Below are 16,699 nucleotides of genomic sequence, written 5' to 3'. Positions count from 1 at the left end.
TTCGCGCGAATCTCGGCGCGCGCGCAGGTGTCGATCTGTCTTCAAAAGACGAAAATGCCTGCGATTGTTTCCGGCGAGATCGGATGTCCGCCAAATTGCGGCGAAATTTTGACTTAGACGCGAGCGCTGCTAACCTGATCGGAAGACAGCCGGATTTTCCGTGTGTGAGGAAGAAGATGCGAGTTCTGAAGTTTTGCGCCGCACTGGCGGCAACCACCTTTTCCGCGGGCGCGGCCCTCGCGGGCGGTCAGGGCTATCCGGGCGACATGTATCTGCCGGGGCAGGCAGGCTTTGCTGTGGGCGGCAGCGATGCGCCGTTGATTCAGGCCTATCCCGGCCCCAACATGTGCCACGAAGGCAAGCAGCCGGTGATCGCGGGCGGGCAGATCTGGTGCGGGATACCGACCGGCGGCAGCTACTATAATCCGGCAGATTACGTGGCGCCGCGCGCCGCTTCGGCGCCGTTGCCCCGGGCCTATGCGCCGGTGGGCGAAAAGGGCATCGCCTCACAGTGAAGGCTGGCAGGATCGCGGCCCAAATCGCATCGGCAGATAGGGGCCATAGAGCCTTGGCTTTTTCCGGCGAGCCGCGTATACGCGCGGCTTGAACCAATTCCGGGAACCATCGCCATGCAGGGCAGTGCCAACCTCAACATCATGATCAAGGCCGCGCGCAAGGCGGGCCGCTCGCTGGTCAAGGACTTCCGCGAGGTCGAAAATCTTCAGGTTTCGATGAAGGGGGCGGGAGACTTCGTCAGCCGCGCCGACATCGCCGCCGAGAAGATCCTCAAGGACGAGCTGCTGGGCGCGCGCCCGACCTACGGCTGGCTCGGCGAAGAGGGCGGCGGTCAGGACGGCGAGGATCCGACCCGTCGCTGGATCGTCGATCCGCTCGATGGCACCACCAACTTCCTGCACGGCCTGCCGCATTGGGCGATCTCGATCGCGCTTGAGCACAAGGGCAAGATCGTCGCCGGCGTGGTCTTCGACCCGGCCAAGGACGAGATGTTCTACGCCGAGAAGGGCGCTGGCGCCTGGCTGAACGACTCGCGCCGCCTGCGCGTCTCGGGCCGTCACCGGATGATCGAGGCGATCTTCGCAACCGGCGTGCCCTTTGCTGCCAAAAAGACCCTGCCGGCGACGCTGAAGGACTTCGCCCGCCTGATGCCCGAATGCGCCGGTGTGCGGCGCTGGGGCTCGGCGGCGCTCGATCTGGCGTATGTGGCCGCCGGTCGTTACGACGGCTACTGGGAGCGCGAACTGAACATCTGGGACATCGCCGCGGGCTCGCTCATCGCGCAGGAAGCTGGCGCGATGCTCGAGGGCGTGCGTGAGGATCAGGACCCGCTGCAAACCGGCTCGATCCTCTGCGCCAGCAACAACATCTTCGATCCCTTTGCCAAGGTGATCCGCGAGCTCTGACGCCGCGCCGCGTATTTTTCGGACCGATGAAAGGGGAGCCGTAGGGCTTCCCTTTTTCTTTGCGCTTCTTCTCTTTGAAAATACGCCCGCCGGAGGCGGTCCGGATCGCGTCACCCGGCTCAGCGGTCGGAAGGATGATTGACCCCGTCGGTCCATGGGATGTCGTAATCGGAAGGGTTCACCCCTTCGATCGCCCCCATGTTCACCCCGTACTCGTTGGGGTTCGAACGGCGGCGGTGGTACATGTAGATGCCGCAGACCGAGCAGAAATGGTGCTGCGCGGTGTTGGTGCCGAACTGGTAGAGCGTCAGCCTGTCGGCGCCCTTCACCACTTCGATCCCGTCCAGCGGTGCCGAGACCGCGGGGGCACCGCGGCGGCGGCAGAACGAGCAGTCGCAGCGGCGGGCGGTGTTCAGCCCGTCGCTCAGGGTCACCCGCAACTCGCAGGCGCCGCAGTGGCAGGTGACCTTCACCGGCGCGGCTCCGACCGGTGCGTCTTTCAGTGGCGTGACCATGGGCCCTTCCTTCCGTTGGTCCGGCGTCCGGCGCGCGGGACATGCGTCCGGCCCATAACATAGCGCGCCTCGGGGTGGGGAGGGGTGCCGTGGGTGCGACTCCAGAACGCCGGGCCGCCGCGCGCCAGCCAGACCGGCGCGATCATCAGCGTTCCAGCGACAAAACCGCCCACATGCGCCCAGTAGGCGACACCGCCCTCGGCTCCGGTACTGCCGATGCCGCTGAACACCTGCATGCCGAACCAGACCGCCAGCAGCAGCCATGCCGGCACCGGCAGGACTTTGAAGATAATGATCAGGATGATCAGAATATCGACCCGCGCCTTGGGGAACATCAGCAGGTAGGCGCCCATCACCCCGGCAATGGCCCCTGAGGCGCCGACCGTGGGGACGCCTGAGGTGGGGTCGGCCAGATATTGCAGCAGGGCTGCGGCGATACCCGCGGCGAGGTAGAACAGCAGGTAGCGCGCGTGTCCCAGCGCGTCCTCGATATTGTCGCCGAAGATGAACAGGAAGAGCATGTTGCCCAGAAGGTGCATCACCCCGCCGTGCAGGAACATCGAGGTCAGGATGCCGGTGTAGCCATAGCCCTCGGAGATATGTGCCGGGAACAGGGCCCAGCGGTCGAAAAAGGCGTTGAGCGCGCGCGGATCGCTGAAGAGCCCCCAGTAGCTGAGGAAAATCGCCACATTGGCGAGGATCAGCGCGTAGGTGACATAGGGCGTGCGGCCCGAGGGGTTGTGATCGCGGATCGGAAACATCGCGCAAAGAGTGACGCGGCGGAGCGCGGCGTCAAGGGGCGAGCGGCGTCGCGGCCGTTGGCCGGGACGGGATCGGGCCGTCCCGGAGGGCGGCCCGCTTGGCTTACATGTTGCCGCCGAGCAGAGCGGCGTTGCCGCCCGAGGCGGTGGTGTCGATGCAGACGTGGCGTTCGGCGCGGGCGTGGCCCTTGTCGGGCGCGCCGGTGATCAGCGTCAGGATCGGCCCCTCGCGCCCGGCGAGGGCCTGCCGGTACGCGCCGGCCTCTGCCGCATCCCCCCACCACAGCGCCGCCGAGATGCCGTTCAGCGCTGCCAGCGTGTCAGGCGTGATCTTGCCGTGGGCGGTGATCGCCACACCGCCAAGGGCGCGGATCGCCTCGGCCTGCGCGTCGGCGGCCTCCTGTCCCGGGCCCATGCACAGCACCGGCTCGCGCGCCAGCGTCATGTACTGGTTGGCCTCGCCGGTCGGGCCGGGCAGGTCGTGACGCTCGGGCTGCGGGGCGCGGCCCGCGGTCTTAAGCGCCTCGCTCAGCCGCGCCGGGACCTCGTCGGTGCTCCAGCTGCCGCCCGCCATCGGCGCGGGATGCGCGCGGAAGCGATCGACGTAGAGCGGCCCGCCTGCTTTGGGGCCGGTGCCCGACAGGCCTTCGCCGCCGAAGGGCTGGCTGCCGACGATGGCGCCGATCTGGTTGCGGTTGACGTAGATATTGCCCGCGTGCACCCGCTCGGTGACGTGCTGAACCCGGTCGTCGATGCGGGTTTGCAGCCCGAAGGTAAGGCCGTAGCCGCGCGCATTGATCCGGTCGATCACCTTGTCGAGATTGTCCGATTTGAACGTGGCGACATGCAGGATCGGGCCGAAGATCTCGCGCTCCAGATCATCGATGCCCGAGACTTTGATCAGCGTCGGCGCCACGAAGTGGCCGGTGCCGGGGACGTTGATCTGCTTGATCATGCGGCCATGGGCGCGCGCGGCCTCGACATGGGCGACGATGCCGTCCTTCGCCTCGGCGTCGATCACCGGGCCGAGGTCGGTCGACAGGTGCCACGGGTCGGCCGGTTTCAGCACGTCCATCGCGCCCTTCAGCATCTCGATGAAATGCGGCGCGATGTCTTCCTGCACGTAGAGGCAGCGCAGCGCCGAGCAGCGCTGGCCCGCCGACTGGAAGGCCGACTCGACGATCGCCTGCACGGCCTGCTCGGGCAGGGCGGTGCTGTCGACGATCATCGCGTTGAGCCCGCCGGTCTCGGCGATGAAGGGGGTGCCCGGCGCGAGATGTTTGGCGATGGATTTGTGGATGATCTGCGCTGTCTCGGTGGAGCCGGTGAAGGCAACACCTTTCACCGCCGGGTTGGAGGTGAGGGCGGCGCCCACGTCACCGGCGCCGGGCAGCAGTTGCAGCGCGCTCTTCGGCACACCGGCCTCGTGCAGCAGCTGCACCGCGCGGTGGGCGATGAGCGGCGTCTGCTCGGCGGGCTTGGCCAGCACGGCGTTGCCTGCCGCAAGCGCGGCGCTGAGCTGGCCGGTGAAGATCGCCAGCGGAAAGTTCCACGGGCTGATGCAGGCGAAGACGCCCTGCGGCCCGGCGCCTTCGGAGCGGGCGGCGTAGTAGCGCAGGAAGTCCACCGCCTCGCGCAGTTCGGCGACGGCATCGAGCTGGGTCTTGCCAGCCTCTCGGGCGAGCACGGCGAAGATCTCGCCGAAATGCGCCTCGTAGAGATCGGCGGCCTTGTTCAGCACCGCCGCGCGCTCGGTGGGCATGGCGGTCCACGGCTGCGCAGCGGCGGCAGCGGCGGCCACCGTCTCAGGCGTGGCCCATGTGATCTCGCCGGTTTGTTGCAGCGTGGCCGGGTTCACCACGTCCTCGGTCGCGCCCATCGGCGCCTCGCAGGCGAGCAGCGGGCCGGCCTGCCAGATCGACGCGGCAAAGGGCGCGCGCGCCGCCTCGATCCGGTCGATGGTCGGACGGTCGGTGAGGTCGAACCCTTCGGAGTTGGCGCGCTCGGGCTGGAACAGCTCGGGGCCGCGGGCGAGGCCGCGCGTGTCCGTGGCGGCGAAGGGATCGGCAGCCACGGTCTCGGGCGCGACGCTTTCGTCGACGATCTGGTTCACGAAAGAGCTGTTGGCGCCGTTCTCCAGCAGGCGGCGTACGAGATAGGCCAACAGGTCACGGTGCGCGCCGACGGGCGCGTAGATGCGGCAGCGGGTCTTTTGCGTGTCGTGGACGATCTCGTGCAGCCGCTCGCCCATGCCATGCAGGCGCTGGAACTCAAAGCTGTCGCGGTCATTGCCGGCCATGTGCAGGATCGCCGCGACGGTATGCGCGTTGTGACCGGCGAACTGCGGGTAGATGCGGTCGGTCATGCCCAGCAGCTTGCGGGCATTGGCGATGTAGGAAATGTCGGTGTTGTGCTTGGCGGTGAACACGGGGAAGTCGGTCAGGCCCATGACCTGCGCGCGCTTGATCTCCATGTCCCAGTAGGCGCCTTTCACGAGACGGACCATGATCTTGCGGTCGAGCCGCTCGGCGGTGGCGTAGAGCCAGTCAAGCGTCTGGCTGGCGCGCTTGCCGTAGGCCTGCACCACCACGCCGAACCCATCCCAGCCGTCGAGCGCGCGCGAGGCCAGCGCGGCCTCGATCACGTCGAGCGAAATGGCGAGGCGGTCGGCCTCCTCGGCGTCGATGTTGAGGCCGATCTTCACCCGTGCGGCCATCTCGCAGAGTTCCACCAGACGCGGCACCAGCACGCGCATGACATCGGCGTGCTTGGCCTCTTCATAGCGCGGATAAAGCGCCGAGAGCTTCACCGAGATGCCGGGGTTGTCGCGCAGATCGTCCGTTTTGGCGGCCTTGCCGATGGCGCGGATGGCGTCGGCGTAGGCGGTGAAATAGCGTTGGGCGTCGGGCTCGGTGCGGGCGGCCTCGCCGAGCATGTCGTAGGAATAGCTGTAGCCTTTGGCCTCCATCTGCGCGCCGCGTTTCATGGCGCTCTGGATGGTCTCGCCCAGCACGAACTGCGCGCCCATCTCTTTCATGGCACGGCCCACGGCCTTGCGGATCACCGGCTCGCCGAGCCGGCGCATGGCCGAGCGCAGGTGGCCAACGGGGCCGGGGCGCTGGTCGGGGTCGAGCACCTTGCCGGTGAGCAGCAGCGCCCATGTCGAGGCGTTGACCAGCGGCGAGGTCGAGCGGCCCATGTGCTTGCCCCAGTCCGAGGGGGCGATCTTGTCTTCGATCAGCGCGTCGATGGTCTCGGCGTCGGGGACGCGCAGCAGCGCCTCGGCAAGGCACATCAGCGCGATGCCCTCGTCGGTCGACAGGCCGTATTCGGCGAGGAAGACCTCCATCAGCCCCGGCTTGGCGCTGGAGCGGATGCCGCGCACAAGGTCCGCGCCGCGGGTCACGATCTGGGCGCGGTCGGCCTCGCTCAGCGCTGCAAGGTCGCGCATGCGGGCGACGGTCTCGGCCTCGTCGGCATAGGTGGCGGCATCCATTTCGGCGCGCAGGTCGTGCAGGGTGTCGTAGGGCATGGTTCTCTCCGGGCGTTTGCTCTAAGATACAGCAGGTCTGGCAGTCGATTTTCCTTAAAAGGGTATTTCTAGGGGGCGGGTGATCCGAAAATGATGGAAGTCACGATGCAAAACGTCACGGACGAATTCGATAGGTTCGACCGTGCGATTCTCACCACGCTGGCCGAGGAAGGGCGGCTGTCGATCACCGAACTGGCGCGGCGCATCGGTCTGTCTAAGAGCCCGACGCAGGCGCGGCTGCGGCGGCTGGAGGATCTGGGCGTGATCCGTGGCTATCGGGCCATTCTGGACCCGATTCAGCTGGGGCTCGATCATGTGGCCTTTGTCGAGGTGCGCATGTCCGACACGCGCGAGACCTCTCTGGATGCCTTCAACAAGGCGGTGGCGGCGATTCCCGAAATCGAGCAGGTCCATCTGATTGCAGGGAATTTTGATTATCTTCTCAAGGTGCGGACCTCGGATATGCGCAGTTACCGGCGGGTTCTGGCCGAAAAACTCTCGACCCTGCCACATGTCTCGACCACCTCGACCTATGTCGCCATGCAGGCGGTGAAGGAGGACGGGCTGGCAGAGATCTCTGTCTGAGGCCGCGTCCCCGGCGCCAAAGGAGTACCCAGATGAGACATTCTGCGATTTTTGCTCTTTGCCTCGTGTCCGGGCCGCTGGCAGCGCAGGAGCTTCCGATGCATGTGGCGCTGACCTGCGACGAGGGCGCGGCCACGCTCACCCTGCAAGGTGAGGTCGGCACGCTGCATTTCAGCGGGGCCGAGATGCCGGTGGCGCAGGTGCCTGCGGCCTCGGGTCTGCGGTTCGAGGCGATCGACGATCCGGAAACCTTTGTCTGGACCAAGGGCGAGGAGGCGATGCTGCGCGTGACGGCTCAGGACCTGCGCAATTGCACGGTCAGCGCCACGTCCAAGATCACCGGCGGAAGTTGGCGCGTTGCTACGCTCGATGCTGCGCCGATCACCGGCAAGCCCCCCGAGATCAGCTTTGGCGAGGACGGAAGTCTGACCGGCAACACGGGGTGTAACAGCTTCACCGGCGCCTGGGCGACGGAGGAAGGCATGTTCGAGCTTGGTCCGCTGGCGACCACCCGCAGGGCGTGCGCGCCAGAGATCATGGCGCAGGAAGATGCGTTTCTTGCCCTGATGTCCGCGCTGTCCGACGTGCGTTTCGGTCCGGACGGAGACCTTTGGCTGATCGCCGATGATGTGACGCGGGCGACAGCGATGCGCGAATGATCCTCTCTGCAGCCTCTGGTCAAGCAGGGCAAAATCCGGCACAGAGGGCACGGGCCCGCGTGGTGGAATGGTAGACACAGGGGACTTAAAATCCCTAGCCAGGAATGGCGTGCCGGTTCGAGTCCGGCCGCGGGTACCATGTTTGAGGCGCATCAAGCCTCGGTCCGTCCTGTGACGCGGCCCGCCATGTGCGGCACGCCGCGCGGGCGGCGTGCCAAGGCGTGCAAGGGGATCGCCGGAGCGCCTCAGTTGCTGCCGATCAGCGCTTTGATGCGCGCGGTCTTTTGGTCGTCGTTCTCGTCGCCAGCAATGATCGCAAGCGCGTCGCCCATTTGCTGACCGGTCATCATTGCGACCTCTTCAGGCGAGACATATTCCTCGATGCGGCCAATCTGCTCGTCGGAAAAGGTCATCGGTTCGGCGGAGCCGCCGCTTGCGATGAACTCGATCCGCGAGCGCTTTTCGGCATCCGTGTCAGAGCCGTTGGCCGCCGCGAAGGCCTCGGCTACCTGCTCGTCGGTCATCATCGAGACGTCGACATCCGGCGCGTATTGCGTGATCGCCGCGGCCTGTTCGGGGGTTGCCTCTGCGAAAGCGGTGGTGGCGGTCAGGCCAGAGAGGGCGAGGATTGCAAAAAAGCGTGTCATTAAGGTCTCCCGTCGTGGGCACAAAGTGGTCAGGTCAATCTCGGTCGGCTGTCAGGCCGGTCCGGCGCTGCCGGGGCGGCACCGGGGTCTTGTTACCTGCCGGGTCATAAGTTTCCCGGCGATACCGGAGGCCACGCAATACGTCGCGGTGCCCCGGGCTTGGATGATGGTAGGGCCCGACGTTGCGTAAACCAGTGCCGCCGCAATTGCTGCGGCTCGCGCGGCGTCGAAAAAGCTAACCCTGCTTGCGCGAATCTGCCTATCGTGACGCAATTAATTGAAATTCATGGAGTTGGCGGTGGAGTCTCAAAAGATCCACCCATTGGCTCCCGACCACATTCCTGGATACGTGGCCGGAGCGGATGGCAGTGATGTATTGTTCACGGCGATGACGATATTCGGGATCGTGCTGATCATCGGGCTTGGCGTTCTTTATCTGACGCTGCATTCGATCCCCGAGCGCATGGCGCACAAGTCGAGCCACCCGCAACTGCAGATCGTCGGCATCCTCGCGCTGTTGGCGCTGTTCACCCACAACAACCTCTTCTGGGTCGCGGCGGTGCTGGTCGCGGGCTTCCAGTTTCCCGACATGCTCTCACCGCTGCAGTCTATCGCGCGGTCTCTGGCGCGGCTGTCGGGGCGACCGGTCGACGAGGATGTTGCCGAAGGCGATGCGCCCCAGCCAGCCTTTCGCCACCGCGACGAGGAGGTCTGAGCATGCTCGAAGCCATTCTTTGCTCGCTGGTCTCGCTGCTGCCGGACTACCTCTATCGCCGCTATGCGCAGGGGAAGCGGTTCGGGCATGAGCTGACGCTGTTCTCGGTCTGGTACGAACTGCGCTGGGGGCTGACGCTCTGGATATTCCTGACCGTGTCGCTGATCACCGTGCTGTTCTACTACCACCCGGCCAGCATCTCTGTGTCTTCCTATTTCCGCACGGTGACGATCCTGCCGCAGGTGAGCGGGCGGGTGTCGGAGATCTACGTGGAAAACAACCAAAGGGTCGCGGCGGGTGATCCACTGGTGCGGCTCGACGGGCTGTCTCAGCAGGCGCAGGTGGATGCCGCGCTGGCGGTGGTGGCCGAGACCGAGGCCTCTGCCAAGCTGGCGCAGACCGATTTGGCGACGGCGGATGCGGGGATCGCGCAGGCCCGAGCCGGATTGGCGCAGGCGCAGGAGGAGTTGCAGCGCAATGAGCAATTGCGGGACGAGGGCTCGAGCGCGGTGCGGCTGGTCGACATCGAGCGCTTCGAGAACATCGTCGACCAGCGCGAGGCGCAGCTGCGCGCCGCCGAACTGCAGAAAGAGAGCGCCCAGCAGCAGATCGACGAGGTGCTGCCCGCCAAGCTCGAAAGCGCCCGCGCGCAGTTGGCGCTGGCCCGCGCCGAAATGGACAAGACGCTGATCTCTGCCGGGGTCGATGGGCGCATCGAGCAGCTGGCCCTGCAGGTGGGGGATTTCATCACCCCGTTGGCGCGTCCTGCGGGCATCTTCGTGCCCACCGGGGCAGGGGCCGAGCGCTTTCAGGCCGGGTTCAACCAGATCGCCGCGCAGGTGATCCATCCGGGTATGGTTGGCGAGATGGGCTGCATGAGCAAGCCGCTCGACATTATCCCGATGGTGGTGACCGAGGTGCAGGACGTCATCCCCTCGGGCCAGCTGCGCCCCTCGGACCGGCTGGTTGACCCGCAGGACGACGTGCGCCCTGGCAGCGTGCTTGTCTACCTTGAGCCGCTCTACAGCGAGCAGCCGACCAACGTGCCGCCGGGCAGCAGTTGCACCGTCATGCTCTATACCGACAACCACCACAGGCTCGAGCATGAGGAGATGAGCACCGGCAAGCGCATCTTCCTGCATGTGGTCGACACGATTGGCGTGGTGCATGCGGCGGGGCTGCGGCTGCGCATGCTGTTCCTGCCGGTGCAGACGCTGGTGTTCTCCGGCGGTCACTGATCGGGCAGGGGCGTTCGGGCGGCCTGCGGCAGAGCTTCGAGATGGTCCAGAACGTCGGCCAGTGGCAGCACATCGGCATAGCGCCGCCCCATGTCGCCGAGGTTGGCGGCATGGGTCTGCGGGTCATGATCGCCGCTGCATTCTTCCGGGATGATGACCCGGAACCCATGCGAGAAGGCATCGATGACCGAAGCGCGGATGCAGCCGGAGGTGGCGCAGCCGGTGACGATCACCGTGTCCACGGCCTCTTGCGTGAAGAAGCTCGATACGCCGGTCTGGAAGAAGATCGAGGGGGCACGCTTGATCACCTGCGTGTCGTAGGTGGGGTCGATGATGCGCGGGTCGAACTCGCAGCCCGGGGTGCCGAGGATCCAGTTCTCGACATCGGCGATCTTCCAGCGCAGGGCATCGCGGGTGGAGGTATAGCCGGTCACGCAGTTGGCGACCGGCAGCCCGGCGGCGCGGGCCGGGCCGAGCAGGCGGGCGGTGGCCTCCACCGCTGCATCGATCCGGGCGCCGCCGCCGATCGGGAAGGCTGGGTCGGTGAGGCTGCGCTGGAAGTCCACCACAACGATGCCGCAGCGGCGGCCAAAGCCGATCCTGCTGCTGTCGAAACCGAGTGCGGCGTACCGGCTGTGCATGTCCATGAAAGATATCCTTGAATAAGTCCGGACAAGATGAGCCGCGTCGCAGCCTGTCTGTCAACGCGGATAGCGTGTCTGCGGGGCGGCCATCCCGCGATGTTCCGCGGATGCCCAAGCGCTCAGCATGAGTGTATAAGCTAGTCGCTGGCGTATTGGCTCTGATGGATGGGTATGCGCTTATTGCATACCCGGCCTGCGGGGCAGATCTCCGTCTGGCCGCGCCGGGGAAGAGTTGCATAGATGTTGCCCAAGGCGCTCTGGCGCCGCGGCACTGGCGCGCGCCGGTGCGGCGCGGCTGGACCCGGGCGCGCACCGGAGGAGCAGATATGAACACGCACGCCCGCATCGCCTTTCCCGATCTCCGCGCCAAGACGATGAGCGCCGAGGATGCTGCCGCCTTTATCCACGATGGCATGACCGTCGGCATGAGCGGTTTCACGGGGTCGGGCTATCCCAAGTCCGTACCCACGGCGCTGGCCGCAAGGATCGATGCCGCCCATGCCGCCGGTGATCCCTTCCGTGTGAAGGTCTGGACGGGCGCTTCCACGGGCCCCGAGCTTGACGGTGCTTTGGCGGGTGCGCATGGCATCGAATTCCGCATGCCGTATAACTCCGACCCCATCGCCCGCGAGCAGATCAATTCGGGCGAGATGAACTACGTCGACATGCATCTCAGTCAGGTGGCGCCGGTGGTCTGGGAAGGGTTCCTCGGCAAGCTTGATGTGGCGGTGGTCGAGATCTCGGGGATCACCGCAGAGGGCGATCTCATCCCGTCGAGTTCGATCGGCAACAACAAGACGTGGCTCGATCAGGCCGAGAAGGTGATCCTCGAGGTCAATCGCTGGCAGAGCGATGCGCTGAACGGCATGCATGACATTTACTACGGCACCGCGCTGCCGCCGAACCGGGTGCCGATCCCACTGGTGCGCCCCGACGACCGTATCGGCCAAAAGCATTTCCGCATCGACCCCGAAAAGGTGGTTGCCGTGGTCGAGACCGACGCGCCGGACCGCAATCTTCCGTTCGCCGAGCCCGACGCGGTGGCGCAGGCGATTGCCGGTCATCTGCTGGATTTTCTCGCCCATGAGGTGGCGCGCGGCCGCCTTCCGCCCAACCTGCTGCCGCTGCAGTCGGGCGTGGGGAACGTGACCAACGCGGTGCTGTCGGGGCTGATGGAGGCACCGTATCACGATCTGACCGCGTATACCGAAGTGGTGCAGGACGGCATGCTGGATCTGCTGGATGCGGGCAAGCTGCGTATGGCCTCGGCCACGGCGTTTTCGCTGAGCCCGGATGCGGCAGAACGCTTCAACAACGACGCCATGCGCTATCGCGACAAGCTGATCCTGCGCCCGCAGGAGATCTCCAACCACCCCGAACTGGTGCGCCGCCTTGGCTGCATCGCGATGAACGGGCTGATCGAGGCGGATATCTACGGCAACGTCAATTCGACGCATGTCATGGGCTCGCGCATCCAGAACGGCATCGGTGGTTCGGGGGATTTCGCGCGTAATGCTTACCTGTCGATCTTCATGACGCCCTCGACCGCGAAGGGCGGCAAGATCTCGGCCATCGTGCCGCAGGTGGCGCATGTGGATCATATCTCGCAGGACGTGCAGGTGATCGTCACCGAGCACGGTCTCGCGGACCTGCGCGGGCTGGCGCCGCGGCAACGCGCCGGGGTGATCATCGACCGCTGCGCCCACCCCGACTACAAGCCGATGCTGCGCGACTACTACGCGCGCGCCCTGCAGGGCTCCTTTGGCAAGCACGCGCCGACGCTGCTGAACGAGTCGCTGAGTTGGCATCAGCGCTTCGTCGAGACGGGGTCGATGAAGTAGGGCGGGGATCCCATCCGTGCGGCGGTTTTGCCTCGACTCCGGGCCATAGACGCTCGATGGCAAGAAAAAAGCCCGGCCAATGGCCGGGCTTTTGCATCTCGAGAGAGGGCAGGGCCTCAGATGTTCTCGGCCTGCGGCATGCCCAGGATGTGGAAGCCGCCGTCCACGTGCAGGATCTCGCCGGTCGTATAGGCGCCCGCGTCCGACACCAGATACACCGCGGTACCGCCCACCGCTTCGAGCGTCGCGTTGGAGCGCAGCGGGGTGTTCTGCTCGGTGAACTTGTAGGTCTTGCGGGCACCGCCGATCGCCGCGCCAGCGAGCGTCTTCATCGGGCCGGGCGAGATCGCGTTGACGCGGATGCCGTCGGGGCCGAGGTCGTTCGCAAGATAACGCGTCGCCGATTCCAGCGCCGCCTTGGCCACGCCCATGACGTTGTAGTTCGGCACCACCTTGATCGATCCGTCGTAAGTGAGCGTCAGCATCGTGCCGCCGTTCTCGACCATCAGCGGGTGCGCGCGCCGCGCCACTTCGATGAACGAGTAGCACGAGATGTCCATCGAGTTCTTGAAGTTCGAGCGGCTGGTGTTGAGGAACCGGCCGGTCAGCTCGGACTTGTCGGAAAACGCGATGGCGTGCACCACGAAGTCGATGGTCGGCCAGCGCGCGCCCAGCTGTTCGAAGGCGGCGTCGAGCGAGGCGTCGTCGGTGACGTCCACATCGACCATGAAGTCCGACCCGACGCTCTGTGCCAGCGGCTCGAGCCGCTTGCCGAAAGCCTCGCCCTGATAGGTGAAGGCAAGCTCCGCCCCCGCCTCGTGCAGGGCCTTCGCGATCCCCCATGCGATGGAGCGGTCATTCGCCACCCCCATGATCAGCCCGCGCTTGCCCTTGAGAAGCTCGCCCATGTCCGTCTCTCGCCTGTTATTCTTGATATTTGCTCAGCAGCATCGAACCGTTCGTGCCGCCGAAGCCGAAGGAGTTGGTCATCACCGTGTCGAGCCCTGCGGTCTCGACGAGGCTGGTGGCAATTTCTTCGGGTTTCAGCGCCGGGTCCAGCGTCTCGACGTTGATCGACGGCGCGATGAAGTCGTTCTGCAGCATCAGCAGGCAGTAGATCGCCTCCTGCGCGCCGGTGGCGCCTTGGCTGTGGCCGGTCATCGACTTGGTCGAGGACACCGGCGGCGTGCTGCCGTCGCCAAAGACGCGGCGTACCGCTTCGATCTCGCCGACGTCGCCGACCGGGGTCGAGGTGCCGTGGGCGTTGATGTAGCCGACCTGACGGCCTTCGGGCAGGGTCTGCAGCGCAAGACGCATGGCGCGCTCACCGCCCTCGCCCGAGGGGGCGACCATGTCGTGGCCGTCGGAGGTGGCGGCATAGCCGGTCACTTCCGCGTAGATCTTCGCGCCGCGCGCCTTGGCGTGCTCGAGTTCTTCCAGCACGACGATGCCGCCGCCCGCCGAGATCACGAAGCCGTCACGGCCCTCGTCGAAGGCGCGCGAGGCCTTCTCGGGGCTGTCGTTGTACTTCGAGCTCATCGCGCCCATGGCGTCGAAAAGGCACGACAGGGTCCAGTCAAGCTCTTCGCCGCCGCCGGCGAACATCACGTCCTGCTTGCCCATCATGATCTGCTCTGCGGCGTTGCCGATGCAGTGCAGCGAGGTCGAGCAGGCCGAGGTGATCGAGTAGTTGATGCCCTTGATCTTGAACGCGGTCGACAGGTTTGCCGAGATGGTAGAGCACATCGCCTTCGGCACAGCGAAGGGGCCGACGCGCTTGGTGCCGCCGGTTTTCAGCACGGTCTGATGCGCGGTCAGCAGCGCCGAGGTCGACGGCCCGCCCGAGCCGGCGACGAGGCCGGTGCGCGGGTTGACCACATCCGACTCTTCAAGACCGGCATCGGCGATGGCTTGGCTCATCGCGATATGGGCGTAGGCCGCCCCCGGCCCCATGAAGCGCAGGGTGCGCTTGTCCACGTGCTCGGCCACGTCCAGATCAATCGCGCCGGCGATCTGGCTGCGGAAGCCGTGTTCCTTCATCTGCTCGTTGGCTGTGATGCCCGAGCGGCCCGCCTTCAGCGAGGCGAGCACTTCTTCGGCGTTGTTGCCGATGGACGATACGATGCCCAGTCCGGTGACGACGACTCGACGCATGGGAAACCTCCCTCTCAGCTCTCGGACAGAGCGACTTTCATGTCTTTGACTTGATAGATGACCTCACCATCCGCCTCGACGATGCCGTCGGCAACGCCCATGGTCAGACGGCGGGTCTGCACGGCCTTGGTGAAATCGATCTTGTAGGTCAGCATTTTCCGCTCGGGGCGAACCATCCCGGTCAGCTTCACCTCGCCCACGCCAAGCGCGTAGCCGCGGCCTTGCCAGCCGCGCCAGCCGAGGTTGAAGCCGGTCAGTTGCCACAGGCCGTCAAGGCCGAGGCAGCCGGGCATGATCGGGTTGCCTGGGAAGTGGCATTCGAAGAACCACAGGTCCGGCGTGATGTCGAATTCCGCCACCACGTGGCCCTTGCCGTGCTGCCCGCCGTCACCGGAGATATCGGTAATGCGGTCCATCATCAGCATGGGCGGCGCCGGAAGCTGTGCGTTGCCCGGTCCGAAGAGCTCGCCACGCGCGCATTTCAGAAGATCTTCCTTGCCGAAGCTGGTGGGATAATCGGCCATGCAGGCGCGCCCCTTTGTCCTTTGTTTCAGGTTGCGCCCCCTCTATCACCGCGAAACCGCGCCATGCAAGCCTGCGCATCGATGCGTCACGTCGCGGTGCGGGGACTTGGCGCGAAGGATTTCCGTTTGAAATAGGGGGGGCTGGTCCCCTATATATGGCAGGCACAGACAGCCAAGCGGACCAAGCAATGACTTCCGAAGCCATCCAGAGAGGCAGCGACTGGTTGAACCAGGCAGGGCTCCGGCCCACACGGCAGCGCGTGGCGCTGGCGGCGCTGCTTGTTGGTGACGGCAAGGATCGGCACGTCACGGCGGAAAGCCTTTTTGCCGCGGCGCAGTCGCAGGGCGAAAGCGTGTCGCTGGCCACGGTCTACAACACGCTGCGCGCATTTTGCGAGGCGGGGCTGATTCAGGAAGTGACCGTCGACGGCAACCGCAGCTATTTCGACACCAACACCCATGACCACCCGCATTTCTTCTGGGAAGGCGAGGGGCATCTGACCGACGCACCGTCGGAAGATCTGGTGATTTCGAAGTTGCCGCAGGCGCCCGACGGCGCAGAGATCGCCTCGGTGGACGTGGTGATCCGGCTGCGCAAGAAGTAAGAGCGGCGCGATCGCGTCTTCAGGGGCGCTGCCCCTCTTGGCCGTTGGCCAATTCACCCCGGCGTATTTGGAAAGAGAAGAAGCGGGCAGAGCTTTGCGCTGCGCGGGAACCCTGCGCGCGACACGGGCGTTTTTCGGGCAACCTAGAAAGGAGGCCCATCATGAGCCGCAAGCTGACCCTGCAATCCATCGAGCCTGTTACGCATGACGTGAACCATCTGGTGTTCGACAAGCCCGAAGGCCTGGAGTTCACCCCTGGGCAGGCCGTTGACATGGCGCTCGACCGCGACGAGTGGCGTGACGAGCAGCGCCCCTTCACCTTCACCTCGCTGCCCGGCGAAGACCGTCTCGAGTTCGTCATCAAGTCCTATCCCGAAAGCGCCGACGGCCACGACGGTGTGACAGAGCGTATCGGCAAGCTGCAGCCCGGAGACACGGTGCTGGTTGAAGAGCCGTGGGGCGCGATCGAGGATAAAGGGGATGGTGTGTTCATCGCCGGCGGTGCCGGGGTGACGCCCTTCATCGCGATCCTGCGCAAGAAGTTGGCCGAGAAAGGAACGCTGGAGGGCAACACGCTGGTGTTCTCCAACAAGACCGAGGCTGACATCATCCTGCGCGAGAGCTTTGAGCAGATGTCCGGGCTGAAGACCCGCTTCATCGTCACCGACGAAGAGAGCAGCCCTCTGCACCGCGCGAAGATTGATGCTGATCTGCTGGCCGAGGTGGTCTCTGCCGAGCGCGACGTCTGCTACGTCTGTGGCCCGGACCCGATGCTCGACGATATGGCCGCGGCGCTGAAGTCCATCGGCGTGGACGAGGAGCGGATCGTTATGGAAGAGTTCGACTGAGCAGGTATTG

The 16,699-nt window shown here is 65.5% G+C and carries 17 protein-coding genes and 1 tRNA gene; 10 read left to right on the top strand and 8 right to left on the bottom strand.

All coding sequences use genetic code 11. From position 1 onward, the window contains the following. The first annotated feature begins 83 nt into the window (after positions 1-83). Both ACXAJT_RS04555 and ACXAJT_RS04550 read left to right on the top strand, forming a co-directional pair. Complete coding sequence (locus ACXAJT_RS04555; RefSeq protein ID WP_475233316.1) at positions 84-515, top strand: hypothetical protein; 432 nt, start codon at positions 84-86, stop codon at positions 513-515. 114 nt (positions 516-629) lie between these two features. Then, positions 630-1,421: an inositol monophosphatase family protein gene (locus tag ACXAJT_RS04550; protein WP_475233315.1), complete on the top strand. Its 792-nt coding sequence runs from the start codon at positions 630-632 to the stop codon at positions 1,419-1,421. A 119-nt stretch (positions 1,422-1,540) separates the two neighbouring features. Here the strand turns inward: ACXAJT_RS04550 and ACXAJT_RS04545 are convergent, their stop codons facing one another. The 3 genes from ACXAJT_RS04545 to putA all read right to left on the bottom strand — a co-directional run bounded on the left by ACXAJT_RS04545 (position 1,541) and on the right by putA (position 6,229). Continuing rightward, entirely contained in the window at positions 1,541-1,936 is a 396-nt protein-coding gene (locus ACXAJT_RS04545; RefSeq protein WP_475233314.1) for a GFA family protein, read from the bottom strand. Next, the gene (locus tag ACXAJT_RS04540; RefSeq protein WP_475233313.1) at positions 1,921-2,697 is read right to left on the bottom strand and encodes a rhomboid family intramembrane serine protease; all 777 of its coding nucleotides are present in this window, start codon (positions 2,695-2,697) and stop codon (positions 1,921-1,923) included. The genes ACXAJT_RS04545 and ACXAJT_RS04540 overlap by 16 nt, the downstream gene beginning before the upstream one ends. Before the next feature lie 103 nt (positions 2,698-2,800). Further along, positions 2,801-6,229: a bifunctional proline dehydrogenase/L-glutamate gamma-semialdehyde dehydrogenase PutA gene (putA, locus tag ACXAJT_RS04535; RefSeq protein ID WP_475233312.1), complete on the bottom strand. Its 3,429-nt coding sequence runs from the start codon at positions 6,227-6,229 to the stop codon at positions 2,801-2,803. A gap of 105 nt (positions 6,230-6,334) precedes the next feature. Here putA and ACXAJT_RS04530 point away from each other — a divergent pair, with 105 nt between their 5' ends. From ACXAJT_RS04530 to ACXAJT_RS04520, 3 genes are all read left to right on the top strand, one after another. Then, on the top strand, positions 6,335-6,814 hold the full coding sequence (locus ACXAJT_RS04530) for an Lrp/AsnC family transcriptional regulator (protein WP_475233311.1): 480 nt from the start codon (positions 6,335-6,337) through the stop codon (positions 6,812-6,814). Between the two features lie 32 nt (positions 6,815-6,846). Beyond that, positions 6,847-7,473: an META domain-containing protein gene (locus ACXAJT_RS04525; protein WP_475233310.1), complete on the top strand. Its 627-nt coding sequence runs from the start codon at positions 6,847-6,849 to the stop codon at positions 7,471-7,473. A gap of 53 nt (positions 7,474-7,526) precedes the next feature. Beyond that, positions 7,527-7,612 (top strand) — tRNA-Leu (locus ACXAJT_RS04520). Between the two features lie 106 nt (positions 7,613-7,718). Here ACXAJT_RS04520 and ACXAJT_RS04515 read toward each other — a convergent pair. Then, a complete protein-coding gene (locus ACXAJT_RS04515; RefSeq protein ID WP_475233309.1) occupies positions 7,719-8,120 on the bottom strand; it encodes a hypothetical protein in 402 nt (133 codons plus the stop codon). Between the two features lie 298 nt (positions 8,121-8,418). On the opposite strand from ACXAJT_RS04515, the gene ACXAJT_RS04510 reads away from it, so the two are divergent. Next, entirely contained in the window at positions 8,419-8,835 is a 417-nt protein-coding gene (locus ACXAJT_RS04510) for a hypothetical protein (RefSeq protein WP_475233308.1), read from the top strand. 2 nt (positions 8,836-8,837) lie between these two features. Then, positions 8,838-10,073: an HlyD family secretion protein gene (locus tag ACXAJT_RS04505; RefSeq protein ID WP_475233307.1), complete on the top strand. Its 1,236-nt coding sequence runs from the start codon at positions 8,838-8,840 to the stop codon at positions 10,071-10,073. Here the strand turns inward: ACXAJT_RS04505 and ACXAJT_RS04500 are convergent. Next, complete coding sequence (locus ACXAJT_RS04500; protein ID WP_475233306.1) at positions 10,067-10,720, bottom strand: isochorismatase family protein; 654 nt, start codon at positions 10,718-10,720, stop codon at positions 10,067-10,069. The genes ACXAJT_RS04505 and ACXAJT_RS04500 overlap by 7 nt on opposite strands. Positions 10,721-11,043: 323 nt before the next feature. Between ACXAJT_RS04500 and ACXAJT_RS04495 the strand changes: the two genes are divergently transcribed. Next, a complete protein-coding gene (locus ACXAJT_RS04495; protein WP_475233305.1) occupies positions 11,044-12,558 on the top strand; it encodes an acetyl-CoA hydrolase/transferase family protein in 1,515 nt (504 codons plus the stop codon). Between the two features lie 116 nt (positions 12,559-12,674). Here the strand turns inward: ACXAJT_RS04495 and ACXAJT_RS04490 are convergent, their stop codons facing one another. The 3 genes from ACXAJT_RS04490 to fabA are packed head-to-tail and all read right to left on the bottom strand — an operon-like array spanning position 12,675 to position 15,236. Further along, complete coding sequence (locus tag ACXAJT_RS04490) at positions 12,675-13,466, bottom strand: enoyl-ACP reductase FabI (RefSeq protein ID WP_475233304.1); 792 nt, start codon at positions 13,464-13,466, stop codon at positions 12,675-12,677. A 16-nt stretch (positions 13,467-13,482) separates the two neighbouring features. Further along, a complete protein-coding gene (gene fabB / locus ACXAJT_RS04485; RefSeq protein ID WP_475233303.1) occupies positions 13,483-14,712 on the bottom strand; it encodes a beta-ketoacyl-ACP synthase I in 1,230 nt (409 codons plus the stop codon). A gap of 14 nt (positions 14,713-14,726) precedes the next feature. After that, on the bottom strand, positions 14,727-15,236 hold the full coding sequence (gene fabA, locus ACXAJT_RS04480) for a bifunctional 3-hydroxydecanoyl-ACP dehydratase/trans-2-decenoyl-ACP isomerase (protein WP_475233302.1): 510 nt from the start codon (positions 15,234-15,236) through the stop codon (positions 14,727-14,729). Between the two features lie 188 nt (positions 15,237-15,424). On the opposite strand from fabA, the gene irrA reads away from it, so the two are divergent. After that, positions 15,425-15,841 (top strand): iron response transcriptional regulator IrrA, encoded by a 417-nt coding sequence (irrA, locus tag ACXAJT_RS04475; protein WP_475233301.1) that lies wholly within the window; start codon positions 15,425-15,427, stop codon positions 15,839-15,841. 161 nt (positions 15,842-16,002) lie between these two features. Further along, positions 16,003-16,689, top strand: coding sequence for an FAD-binding oxidoreductase (locus ACXAJT_RS04470; protein ID WP_475233300.1), 687 nt, complete (start codon positions 16,003-16,005; stop codon positions 16,687-16,689). Positions 16,690-16,699 lie beyond the last annotated feature (10 nt).

It is taken from the genome of Salipiger sp. ABF4_146 (genome assembly GCF_056161345.1).
Note: the sequence above shows the minus strand (reverse complement) of the source record. Positions and strands in the feature narration are given on the sequence as shown.